The sequence below is a fragment of the Bacillus salipaludis genome (assembly GCF_004358205.1).
The window spans coordinates 139,271-151,227 of sequence record NZ_SMYO01000010.1; the positions used below are offsets into that span (position 1 = coordinate 139,271).

Below are 11,957 nucleotides of genomic sequence, written 5' to 3' on the forward strand. Positions count from 1 at the left end.
ACAAAAATTATTACTATTTTCAATTGCTTAAACAGCCATTTTTTGGGGAGTATATAACTAGCCTTAAAAGCCTAAAGGAGTATGGGCATGAACCGAAACTTCTTTTTTATCATCCTATCCATCTGCTCTCTTCTTGTCCTTACTTCATGTTGGAACCGAAAAGAATTAAATGAACTAGCCATTGTGTTTGGAATGGGGATTGATATAGAAGATGGTAAATTTATCGTGACTGCACAAGTCGTTAATCCTGGAGAAATTGCTGAATCACAAGGCAAAAGTGGAAACTCACCCGTAGTTGTTTATCAAGAAAAGGGGAATACATTGTTCGAGGCAATTAGGAGAATAACTACAGTTTCACCAAGAAAACTATATTTTTCCCATCTTCGGCTTCTCGTGTTTGGAGAGGAATTGGCAAAAAAAGGGATCGGGAAAACATTAGACTTTTTATCAAGGGATCCAGAGATGCGAACAGATTTTTATATTGCAGTAGCTAAAAATAATAAAGCAGGCGATATCTTAAAAATCGTAACTACCATGGAAAAAATACCAGTCCAACAATTATTTGAATCGCTTCTTACATCGGAAAAAGAATGGGCACCAACCCTGCCAATCACGCTGGATCAATTGATTTACGATATATTAAGTGAAGGCATGAATGCTAAGTTAACTGGAATTATGCTTAAAGGAAATGTTCAAACAGGAGAAAAATTAGAGAATACACAACAATCTAAACCAGCTGCATTTTTGCAATATGATGCGATTGGTGTATTCCGCAAGGATAAATTAATTGGCTGGTTAAATGATAACGAAAGCAAAGGCCTTAACTATGCTTTAGGGAATGTTAAAGATACTGTTGTAACCATACCCTGTCCCCAAAAAGGGAAGGCAGACATTGAATTAATTCGTACAAAAGCTGATTTAAAAACAAAGACTTTAGACCACAAGCCATATGGAATGATAAAGATAAAGGCAGAAGGTTATGTTGGGAATGTACAGTGTAAGACACTGGATTTAACCAAACCAGAGACAATCAGTCATTTAGAAATAAATACAGAGAAAAGAATTCAACAAAACATTCAAAAGGCTTTAAATGCTTCACAAAAGAAATATAAAATAGATCCATTTGGTTTTGGTGAAGCCGCCCGTCGTTCCAACCCGGATTACTGGCATTTAATCAAAAATGATTGGATACAAATCTTTGAAACCATGCCTGTCGAGATAGAAGTAACGGTAAAATTACATGACATAGGAATGATTAAAAACTCTCCTCTAAATAAAATTAAGGACAAACCTGCTACTTTATATGAATGATTTGCTTATGAATCTTTGATTGAGATTGGAGGATTTATATGGAACGAAAAATCCTTATGACCATTTTTTTCTGCTCTTTTATCCTCCTTACTGGTTGTTGGAACCGCAGAGAATTAAATGAACTTTCCATTTTATTAGGATTGGGAATTGATAAAGATAATGAGCAATATATTATAACGGCTCAAGTAGTGAATCCAAGTGAAATTGCATCTAAACAAGGCGGCAGCGGAAAAGCTCCAGTGGTCGTTTATCAAGGCAAGGGAGAAACATTATTTGAAGCAGTAAGAAAAGTGACAACTGTTGCCCCGAGAAAGCTTTATTTTGCCCACTTACGAATTCTTGTCTTCGGAGAAGAATTAGCAAAAGAAGGGATTGGCGAAATGATAGACTTTCTTTTAAGAAATTCAGAAATACGAAATGATTTTTATATTACCGTATCCAAGAATTCTAAGGCAGCAGATGTTTTAAAAATATTAACCCCATTAGAAAAAATTCCAGCGAATAGTTTATTTGCTTCTCTCCAGACATCAGCGAACTCATGGGCTCCAACCGAGGGGATTACATTAGATAAGCTAACCTCTAACATGGTAAGCGAAGGGATTAACCCTGTATTAACTGGTATACAAATAAAAGGAAACGTACATGAAGGTGAAATGAATACTAATTTAGATCAGACAAAACCAAAAAGCATTCTACAATATAAAGGAATGGCGGTATTTAAACATGATAAACTGATTGGATGGATGAATGAAAGAGAAGGTAGAGCCGTCCATTTCGCCTTAGGAAAAGTGAAGAGCAGCGTTGGATATATAAAATGCCCACAAGGTGGAAAAGTAGTAATTGAGGTGGTTCACACAAAATCCAAACTAAAGACAGAGATGATTAAGGGAGAGCCACATGGGTTTGTACAGGCTAAAATACAAGGAAATGTTGCCGAAGTTGAATGTCAGGGCTTAGATTTAACCAATCCAAAATCAATTTCCTATATAGAAAAAGAATCAGAAAAAGAGCTTACTAAAATCATTGAAAAGGCAATACACCATCTTCAAAAAGACTATCAATCGGATATTTTCGGATTCGGTGAAGCGCTCAATCGTTCTTCACCGAATGATTGGGCAAAATATAAAAAGGATTGGGACCAAACGTTTTCACAGATGCCTGTAACCGTCAAAGTTGATATGACGATCCGGCAAACTGGTACAATCAATAATTCTCCTCTTAATAAAATGGAAAATAAATAGGTCTTAAAGGGTTCTACCCCGATGGAAAAGTGAGGAACAAGTATGCTTGAGAAGGGTAAAATTTCACCTCATCAATTTACAATAATGGTTGCATCATTTATCGTCGGCGGCAGTATTTTGTATGTCCCATCCGGGCTTATACATAGTGCGAAACAAGATGCATGGCTAGCAAATATTCTTGCGGTCGGTTTGGGACTATTACTGGTATTACTATTCAATACACTAGGAAGTCGTTTTCCAACGATGAACCTTGCTGAGTATAGCGAAAAAATATTTGGAAAACCGCTTGGAAAAATCATTTCTCTTCTCTATTTTACTTATTTTTTTCTTAGTACTGCCAATTTTGTTCGACAGATCGGTGATTTCGTTATCATACAGATCCTGCCGGATACCCCTATTCTTGCGATTCATTTTCTTTTTATCATCATTATTATAATGGGCGTCCGTTATGGACTTGAACCTTTTTCACGCGCTTTTGAAATTTTCTTTCCATTTATTTTGTTACTTTTTATTATCTTCATCATTTCAATTTTCCCGATGTTTCAATTCCAGCAATTACAGCCAATATTAGGAAATGGAATGAAGCCTGTAATAGGAACAGCAATTAAATCCCTTGGAACACCTTATTTGCAATTAGTGTTGTTTTTAATGGTCTTCCCTGCTGTAAACCAAACAACAATCGCAAAAAAGTCCTTTATGCTTGGAACAGTAATAGGTGGAAGTGTGTTGTCACTGGTTACAATGGTTAGTATTTTGTGCCTTGGAACTTATTTTTCTGAAAGTCAGCAATTTGTAAGTTATGTCCTAGCACTAAAAATCAATATTGGCGGCATTTGGCAGCGTATTGAAGCAGTTATGGCATTCATATGGTTCACGACAACTTATATTAAAATCACACTTTATTTTTATGCATCGGTTTTATGTATGGGTCAAATTTTAAAACTTAAAGAATTTAAATGTTTAACTTTTCCACTAGGGTTCATCACGCTTATTCTCTCCCTTATTGTCAATAAGAATATTGTTGAGTCAGATCAGCAAGCTGAATGGTGGACAGCATTTTCCCTCCCTTTTGGTCTTTTTATTCCGCTATTATTGCTGGTCGTGGGAATGGTTAGAAAAAAGCGCTAGTTCCACTTATTCGTTTACCACATTTGCTTACATCGATATACTCAAAAGGCATCCGCAAATTTACCGCGGATGCCTTTCTTTAAATTTAGAAATAATTACGCTTATACTCTAACTGTCCAGCCAAATGGGTCAGGTTCAGTTCCATTTTGAATTCCGGTTAAGGAATCATATAGTTTTTGAGATAATGTACCGATTTCACCATTATTAACAATCATTTTTTCGTTTTTCCATAGTAGTTCCCCAATTGGTGAAATAACAGCTGCTGTTCCTGTCCCGAAAGCTTCCTCTAGAGTACCTTCATGACATGCCTGCTGAATTTCCTCGATTGAAATTTTCCGTTCAACCACCGGTACATTCCAATATTTTAAAAGCTCAATAATTGATTTTCTAGTGATTCCTTCTAAAATGCTGCCATTTAATTCAGGGGTAACAACCTCTCCATTGATTTTAAAGAAGATATTCATACTTCCGACTTCTTCAATGTAGCGCTGTTCTTTCCCGTCCAGCCAAAGCACCTGGGAGTATCCATTCTGATAAGCAATTTCTCCAGCCTTTAAACTGCTTGCATAGTTACCAGCTGTTTTCGCATTCCCTGTTCCACCTTTTACTGCACGAACATACTCACTTTCAACCGCAATTTTAACCGGGTTAATTCCTTCTTTATAATAAGCACCTACTGGTGAAAGAATAATCATAAATCGGTAATTTTTGGAAGGTGAAACCCCAAGATGTGGTTCTATTGCAATCATAAATGGACGAACATAAAGGGATGTGCCTTCAACCCCAGGAATCCACTCCCGGTCAATGCTGATCAATTGCTTTAATGCGCTTAATGCCAATTCCTCATCAATTGACGGCATGCATAATCGGTCATTTGAACGATTTAACCTTTTCATATTTTCATCAGGTCTGAATAACAAAACCTGCTCATCTTTTGTTAAATAGGCTTTTAGTCCTTCAAAAACTGTTTGACCATAATGAAAAACCATTGCCGCAGGATCGAGAGTGATTGGTTGATAAGGAATAATTTGCGGATCATGCCAGCCCGTTCCCTCTGTGTAGTCCCAGACAAACATATGGTCCGTAAAGACCGTTCCAAACACAAGGTTGTCAAAGTCTGGTTTTTGTTTTCTTGTTGAACTAAGTGTAACTTCAATTTGTAATTCTTTCATCTTCCTATCTCCTATCCAGGTTCCTATCCTACCATTAATCTTTTATCATGAATTATATTTACATAATAATGATAATCTTATGACTATTTTACAACATTTAATTCATTTCGTGTTAAAAAATAAATCAAACTAAAATTAATAGTTTTTGGAAAAAGAAAAAAGAGCAGACACACTCCATAAATACGTGAGAAATTAAATTCTTCTCCCTATTTTACTCATATTTCGAACGATCAATCACAGCGGTGTAGATTAAATAGATGACTAAGCAAATGGCCGTTGTCAAAAATCCCCAGCCAAGAGTTAACTGATCAATAATCAAATAGTTATTACATACTTGCACGGGTGTTTCAATATATAACAAACCCATGCCAAAATATTTAACAGTAAAAATGATAATAACAGTGTTTTTTCCCATCACACTAAGTTTTTTCCAACTATCACGAAGCGAGATTCCTCCAATGAATGGCAAACTGATAAATTTAAATATTTCAGCGCTCTGGATTGTTAAGGTTTCATCCATGGTTTTCGGGATCGTCCAATAAACAGCAACGATTAAAAATAACATAATTCCCGGAATACCATTGCCATTCCACTTTTCAAAAAAACGAGGGAATTTTATTTGAAATAATCGTGCCATTAAAAATCCTGAAAAGACCAAAAGCGGCATTTGCATATGCATATGGACAATCATAATCGACTCTAAAAAATGAGCAACAGGGGGAATCATTAAGGTTATATATAAAAGCAAACCATAAATAAACTGTTTCATTGATTACTCCCCCGTTTTATTTTCAAGTATGTTTTCAAGTGTTCTTGCTGCTTCATTAATTTTTTTAAAATCCATTACATTGACTAAACTGCCCTTCGGATCCACTAAGTAAAATGCAGTATTATGAGTAAAATTCCCCTTTCCATCAGGAATGACAATCACTCCAAACTCTTTTAACAAGGCATCCAGCTCCGCCTTGTTTGGAATTCTCGCCATCCTCCATGTTTCCCCATCACTATGAAAGGCGTTCTTATATCTGTCCAAGGCAGCAGGGTCATCCCTTGTTGGATCAAAACTGATACTTAAGAAAACAATGTCCCGACCGATATATTTCTTCGGCAGCTTTTGATAAACCTGAGACATGTTCATTTCTAATTGCGGACAAACACTCGTACATGATGTATATAAAAATGTAATAAATACATATTTTCCTTCAAATTCAGAAATTGAATATTTCCTTCCATTGCTATCCTCTAAGGTAACATTGGGGAATTTCGGTTTATTTTCGATTAGTTTATTTATTCTTGCTGTTTCGGCAGTAAATGCATGAAACCCATCTGTACCTGCGTAGAACAAAACAAAACCAAATATGATAACAATAGAAACTGCTACTTTACTATGCCAATGCTTGATCACGGAGATCACTTCCCAAACCTTTTGTTTTTACCTTTGTGCTTTTTCCGATAGAGTAGAAAGAGATAGCCCAACCCTCGAGCTATCTCTTTTTCAACCTGCTTTTTACCAAGTTCTAAATGGTGGTGAACCCGGAGGTGCGTTTACAATAAATTCAGTTAACGGGATGACATAGGCCATCGCAACAACAATTAGCATGATGACAATCCATAGTCCCCAACGCTCTGTTATATAAGGGGTTTTAGTTGCGTTTTCTTCCTCTTCGGCAATTGGAAATTCAGTTTCACCTTTTGGCGCCAAGAACATCATATTAAATACGGCAACTACTTGGAGAATAACACCAATCATTAACAATGTTCCGCCAATTGCCAAGAAAAGCAGATACGGGCTCCAGCTTAATGCTGTTGCATTGTCACCATAGGTCGTAAAAGAAGTTCTCCGTGGAGAACCGAGTAAACCTACCCAGTGCATGGCTCCTGACATACAAACCATTCCAATGGTCCAAACCCAAGTTTGGATCAAGCCTAATCGATTGATTTGCGGAGTTAGAACACGTTTTGAGATATATGGAACTAACCAATAACTAATGCCAAAGAAAGTCATGACAACAGACATTCCGAGAGTTAAGTGGAAGTGTCCTACGATCCACATTGTATTATGAACTACTTGGTCTAACTGGTTTGTGCTTTGGGCAATTCCCCCAGCACCAGCTGGAATAAAGGCAACCATCGCGATAAATGGAGCAAGGAAGCGAACATCTTTCCAAGGCATCATTTTATACCAGCCAACTAGTCCTTTTCCGCCTTTCTTTCTTGCAGTACGTTCAAATACCGCAAACAATGCGAATGCAGTCATTAAAGATGGGAATCCAATTGCTAAACTCATAAATACGTGCATGAATTTAATGGATTCTTTAATACCAGGGTCAACAATTTGATGGTGGAATCCACCGGTAATATTCATGATGACTAATGCAATTATAACAACACGGGTTAATACGTCACTCCAGCGTTTACCGCCGATAATTTTCGGAACACAGACATACCATGCAGAAGTTGCAGTTAAATACCAGATGTTCACCAATGTGTGTCCAAATGCCCAGAAGAGTGTACGAGCCACCATAACGTTAATCGTCTTAACCCATCCGAATGACCAAGGGATAATCATGACGATTACTTCGATCGCTACTGGCAGGGTACCAAAGAATAAAAGAACGAAAACTCCCGTTGCAAAGTATGAAAGAATGGGAACATGCTGTCCTTTGTGATTCTTTCTCCAATTAGCCACTTGGATAAAGGCTCCAAATGCGCACGTCCAAACGCCTACAACAATTAATGCTAATCCAATATAAAACATTGGTGCAGCCGCCATTGGAGGATAGAAGGTGTACATGACAGATGCATCGCCCATGATGATCGGAATAACAGCTAAAACAAATCCAATAATTTTCAATCCAAAGCCAATCCAGGCCATCATTCTTACTTTCGGCAGAAGCCCGCCTAAGTTATGTGATAGTGCTGCATAGAAATAGCCAATGGTAAAGAATGCTGTTAAAACAACTACTAATAATAATCCATGTGCGGTTAAAACTTGATAATAGTTCACCCATGATGGCAATTCCAGTAGTCCTGCACGATTCAGTCCTTGTACAAGTCCTAAAATACCACCGAGAAGTATTGCAGCAAACGCGACAAATATATATGATTTTGACAGCCTTGCATCCTCAAGGCTAATCCCCATTACTTTGTTAATTTTTCCATTTACTGTTTTTGAATATCCAGTTTGCGGTATCCCTGTTTCCACTTTACTTCCCTCCTTTATTTCACCTTAATCGTTGTACTCATCATTTGGTGGCCGGCTCCACAATACTCATTACATAAAACTAAATAGGTACCCGGTTTTTCAAATTTTTGTGAGATTTTTTGAATATGTCCCGGTACAATCATTGTGTTTAAGTTTGTTTCTGCCACTTCGAATCCGTGAACCACATCTTTTGAGGTTAGGGTAAAATGTACAGTAGATCCAGCAGGTACTTCGATATTTCCAGAATTAAAGCTAAAAGCTTGTAACGTCATTACGACTTCGTATTCTTTTTCGCCTATTTGCTTAATACCCGGTTTATCGAATGGCGCTGTTTGATCTACTTTTTGAGGGTCAATCGTTTCCATATTACTTGGTGGTCCCATTTCCAAGGCAAATGCTTGATATCCGGTAATTAACATAAAAATCATTATCATTCCGAAGCTTAAGGTAAGCCATATTTTTTCATCAAGATGCATCTTCATTTTTTTCACCCCTTATACTCTGGACATATAGAGCCCATATAATAGTAAATAAGTTGCAAGAATGACCACTCCAACGACACCAACGGAAATCCATGTTCCTTTTAGTGGTGCCTCCTGCTCTTTTTTCTGGTTAACTTTTTTAACTCCCACCTAAAATCAACCCCTTTTTGTTTTCTTACATACATCTTAGTTTGGAATTCATTTTACAGATATGAGTTGAATCACACATTGATTGTAATTCTCAGCTAGCTTGGAAAAATGAGGGGATTTTTTAATTTTCGAGGATATTTATTCTCTTTAACCGGGGTAGACCAAAGCCGCGTTATTACACGTTTTTAAGACTTTTTAAGGTGATAATATTATTAAAAGAAAAGTAAATTGGTTCTCGTTTGCAAAATTGACAAATTGATGAACAATAATTTTGAAGATCGTTGGAGGACTTTTTTAACACGTTTTTTGTCCTGATCACAGGGGGCGGCTCTTGATTCCCATGTTAGTGAAATTTAAGAGGTCTCGGGCATCTAGAAAGACTCTTGATTCCCATGTCTGTGAAATTCAAGCTTCCACGGGCACCGAGGACGGCTCTTGATTCCCATGTTAGTGAAATTTAAGAGGTCACGGGCATCAAGAAAAACTCTTGATTCCCATGTCTGTGAAATTTAAGCATCCACGGGCACCGAGGACTGCTCTTGATTCCCGTATAAGTGAATATTCCTATCCGCAGGGCAATTAAACCACTAACTTTCCATCTCACAACAAAAAGGCCCTATCAATATAAATTGATAAGACCTTTTCTTTACTTAAATATCGGCAATGTCACAATAATCATTAAGAGATACATGATCGTTATATAATTGACTGAATAAAGAAATACGAAATGAGCCCATTTATGGTCATTTTTAGTGAAAAACCCGGAAATACTCACACCAAGCCACCCTAAATTAAGCAGTGTGGCAATCACAATAAAGGATACGCCAAGCGACCCTAAATAAAATGGCAATGGCAACAAACAGGCACTATAAACAAAAATTTGCCGCTTCGTCATTTCAAATCCACGAACCACAGGAAGCATCGCAACGCCTGCTGCTTTATATTCATTATATTTCTTCATTGCAATTGCAAAGGTATGCGGCATTTGAAAAATAAATAAAATCAGAAATAAAATAATCGGTACGATATGATAACTAGTTTCAATCGTTGTCCAGCCGATTACTGGAGAAACGGCACCTGAAATAGCACCAATTACAGTATTAAGCGTATATTTCCGTTTTGACCACATCGTATACAAGATAACATAAGTAAACCAACCGATAAATGCCCAAATAGCTGCTTCAATGGAGGTAAAAAGTAAAAGAGCTAAACCAAGTACGGTTAAAATGATTCCCATTGCCAGTACCGCTTTCAGTGAAAAATGCCCCGTTACGGTTGGACGATTTTTCGTTCTGTCCATTACAGAATCAATATCAACATCATACCAGTTATTGATAATAAGCGCTCCGGCCATTACCAATGTGCTGCCAATCATGGTTAGTAAAAATAACCCCCAATGATTGGTTAATGATTCATTGGTAAAATAAAGTGCCAGCCAAAACCCAGTAAAAACAGGAAGTACATTTGCGATTAACACCGGTGCCTTTATAATCAACCTTAAATCCGCAAACAAAGTAGAAGTATTTCGTTCTTTCGCTAAAATAGTGTTCATTTAAAACCGTCCTCTAGTAAGTGTTGGAAGAAATTAACATTAAAATCGAAGCTAAAATAAATAGTCACTCCTCCATAGTAACATATTTTAATTCAAGGCTCTCTATATTCTGTTTCTAACATCCCCACCATTTTCCAATGTTGTGACTTTGGATATGATAAAATGATCAAGAGATTATTAGTAAAGGAAGATGAATATGGGTATCCATTATGAAGTTATTTCTGAAGATAATATTAGTTGCATTAAACATTTATGCAATGAATTAATGACTTTTCAAAAATCTAAATCTTATATTCATACTGAGCTGTTTGATAGTATGAATTTTGAAACAAGGATGGTCCCATCAGTTAAAAATGCAAAAGCAAACTATATTGTGGCAGCTAAAGATGATGAGAAAATTGTAGGATATGTATACTGCAATATTTCACGAAAGGAAACATATTCGAATGATTTTGCTACCTTTTTTGACCTTGATTCTATAAAAGATGAGGATGTAGGCTGTCTCTCACAGTTTTATATAAAAGAAGACTACCGGAATATGGGCATTGGTTCCGTTTTATTCAAAAAATCGATGGATTGGTTGCATTCCTTTCCTTCCATCACTGATTTGTTTATCTTCGTATCAAATGGAAACGACAATGCCTTAAAATTCTACCAGAATAAAGGCTTCAAAATCAGTCATCAAATTCTTGATGGGTTTATTACAGTATTGAAAAATACTTAGGATATGATAGTAACAAAGGCATGGTTACACCATGCCTTTGTTAAAACATACTCAACCGATAATTTTTTGATAAAAGTTCTAATAGTCTGATCCCTGCAATGCTGTTTCCTTTTTCATCCAATGCAGGACCAAAAATTCCGATTCCAAATTTTCCTGGAACAGCTCCCATGATCCCACCGGAAACACCACTTTTTGCGGGAATCCCAATTTTTATAGCGAATTCACCTGAAGCATTATACATTCCGCACGTTACCATAAAGGTTTTACAAATACGGGCAACATCATCTGGCATAATCCTTTTCCCTGTAAGTGGATCGACACCATCCATCGCAAAAATCATTCCAATCCTTGCTAAATCCAAACAGTTCATTTCAACGGCACACTGCTTTGTGTATAAATCGAGTAATGTCTCGACATCCTCTTGAATGATTTTATGCTGCTTTAAGAAATAACATAATGCACGATTTAAATTAGCTGTTTCAAATTCGGAACGGGCTACTCTCTCACAATAGCCAATAGTATCGTCCCCGATCAATTCGCGGATAAATGTTAATAGCCGATGAAACCTCTCCTCTACAGTATCCCCTTTAATCATATGTGTCACGACAAGGGCCCCAGCGTTGATCATTGGGTTTAACGGTTTGGCTGGGGCCATCGTCTCCAATTTTGCAATTGAATTGAACGGGTCTCCGGTTGGTTCCATCCCCACCCGCTCAAACACATAAGGAGAGCCTCTTTCCATTAGAACAAGTGCTAGGCTAATAACCTTCGAGATACTTTGCAATGTAAACTTTTTATCTATATCTCCAGCTGAGATACATCTTCCGTCAGGATAGTTAATCGCAATGGACAAATCGTTAGGGTTCGCTTTTCCTAGCTCAGGTATATAGTCTGCAACCTTACCGTAATTTGTACATACTTTTGCTTCTTTTACCAATAGCTTTAATTCGTCACTTGATTGACATGGCATATCCATCACCCATAGTAGTATG

12 protein-coding genes are annotated in these 11,957 nt (G+C 37.0%); 4 read left to right on the forward strand and 8 right to left on the reverse strand.

Annotated features, from left to right (window positions below; translation table 11 throughout):
- The first annotated feature begins 87 nt into the window (after window positions 1–87).
- From E2K98_RS20655 to E2K98_RS20665, 3 genes are read left to right on the forward strand one after another with little or no spacing between them, the layout of a single operon-like run.
- Window positions 88–1,311, forward strand: coding sequence for a Ger(x)C family spore germination protein (locus E2K98_RS20655; RefSeq protein WP_133337471.1), 1,224 nt, complete (start codon window positions 88–90; stop codon window positions 1,309–1,311).
- Window positions 1,312–1,349: 38 nt separating this feature from the next.
- Complete coding sequence (locus E2K98_RS20660; RefSeq protein ID WP_133337473.1) at window positions 1,350–2,552, forward strand: Ger(x)C family spore germination protein; 1,203 nt, start codon at window positions 1,350–1,352, stop codon at window positions 2,550–2,552.
- 42 nt (window positions 2,553–2,594) lie between these two features.
- Entirely contained in the window at window positions 2,595–3,680 is a 1,086-nt protein-coding gene (locus E2K98_RS20665) for a GerAB/ArcD/ProY family transporter (RefSeq protein ID WP_133337475.1), read from the forward strand.
- 101 nt (window positions 3,681–3,781) lie between these two features.
- On the opposite strand, the gene E2K98_RS20670 is transcribed toward E2K98_RS20665, so the two are convergent.
- The 7 genes from E2K98_RS20670 to cyoE form a co-directional block, all read right to left on the reverse strand.
- Window positions 3,782–4,852 (reverse strand): branched-chain amino acid aminotransferase, encoded by a 1,071-nt coding sequence (locus tag E2K98_RS20670; RefSeq protein ID WP_133337477.1) that lies wholly within the window; start codon window positions 4,850–4,852, stop codon window positions 3,782–3,784.
- 211 nt (window positions 4,853–5,063) lie between these two features.
- Complete coding sequence (locus E2K98_RS20675) at window positions 5,064–5,621, reverse strand: hypothetical protein (RefSeq protein WP_133337479.1); 558 nt, start codon at window positions 5,619–5,621, stop codon at window positions 5,064–5,066.
- 3 nt (window positions 5,622–5,624) lie between these two features.
- Window positions 5,625–6,257, reverse strand: coding sequence for an SCO family protein (locus E2K98_RS20680; protein ID WP_133337481.1), 633 nt, complete (start codon window positions 6,255–6,257; stop codon window positions 5,625–5,627).
- 102 nt (window positions 6,258–6,359) lie between these two features.
- A complete protein-coding gene (locus tag E2K98_RS20685) occupies window positions 6,360–8,057 on the reverse strand; it encodes a cbb3-type cytochrome c oxidase subunit I (protein WP_133337483.1) in 1,698 nt (565 codons plus the stop codon).
- A 14-nt stretch (window positions 8,058–8,071) separates the two neighbouring features.
- A complete protein-coding gene (locus tag E2K98_RS20690) occupies window positions 8,072–8,539 on the reverse strand; it encodes a cytochrome c oxidase subunit II (RefSeq protein ID WP_133337485.1) in 468 nt (155 codons plus the stop codon).
- Window positions 8,540–8,551: 12 nt separating this feature from the next.
- Window positions 8,552–8,689 (reverse strand): cytochrome c oxidase subunit 2A, encoded by a 138-nt coding sequence (locus E2K98_RS20695; protein ID WP_133337487.1) that lies wholly within the window; start codon window positions 8,687–8,689, stop codon window positions 8,552–8,554.
- Between the two features lie 646 nt (window positions 8,690–9,335).
- Window positions 9,336–10,241: a heme o synthase gene (cyoE, locus tag E2K98_RS20700; protein WP_133337489.1), complete on the reverse strand. Its 906-nt coding sequence runs from the start codon at window positions 10,239–10,241 to the stop codon at window positions 9,336–9,338.
- A gap of 196 nt (window positions 10,242–10,437) precedes the next feature.
- On the opposite strand from cyoE, the gene E2K98_RS20705 reads away from it, so the two are divergent.
- Window positions 10,438–10,965, forward strand: a complete 528-nt coding sequence (locus E2K98_RS20705; protein ID WP_133337491.1) for a GNAT family N-acetyltransferase — start codon at window positions 10,438–10,440, stop codon at window positions 10,963–10,965.
- 40 nt (window positions 10,966–11,005) lie between these two features.
- Here E2K98_RS20705 and glsA read toward each other — a convergent pair whose 3' ends face one another.
- Entirely contained in the window at window positions 11,006–11,935 is a 930-nt protein-coding gene (gene glsA / locus E2K98_RS20710; protein WP_133337493.1) for a glutaminase A, read from the reverse strand.
- Window positions 11,936–11,957: the final 22 nt, after the last annotated feature.

Bases quoted from the DNA above. Each gene is read 5' to 3' on its own strand.
- E2K98_RS20655 (WP_133337471.1), top strand. From the start codon at position 88: ATGAACCGAAACTTCTTTTTTATCATCCTATCCATCTGCTCTCTTCTT.
- E2K98_RS20660 (WP_133337473.1), top strand. From the start codon at position 1,350: ATGGAACGAAAAATCCTTATGACCATTTTTTTCTGCTCTTTTATCCTC.
- E2K98_RS20665 (WP_133337475.1), top strand. From the start codon at position 2,595: ATGCTTGAGAAGGGTAAAATTTCACCTCATCAATTTACAATAATGGTT.
- E2K98_RS20670 (WP_133337477.1), bottom strand. From the start codon at position 4,852: ATGAAAGAATTACAAATTGAAGTTACACTTAGTTCAACAAGAAAACAA.
- E2K98_RS20675 (WP_133337479.1), bottom strand. From the start codon at position 5,621: ATGAAACAGTTTATTTATGGTTTGCTTTTATATATAACCTTAATGATT.
- E2K98_RS20690 (WP_133337485.1), bottom strand. From the start codon at position 8,539: ATGAAGATGCATCTTGATGAAAAAATATGGCTTACCTTAAGCTTCGGA.
- cyoE (WP_133337489.1), bottom strand. From the start codon at position 10,241: ATGAACACTATTTTAGCGAAAGAACGAAATACTTCTACTTTGTTTGCG.
- E2K98_RS20705 (WP_133337491.1), top strand. From the start codon at position 10,438: ATGGGTATCCATTATGAAGTTATTTCTGAAGATAATATTAGTTGCATT.
- glsA (WP_133337493.1), bottom strand. From the start codon at position 11,935: ATGCCATGTCAATCAAGTGACGAATTAAAGCTATTGGTAAAAGAAGCA.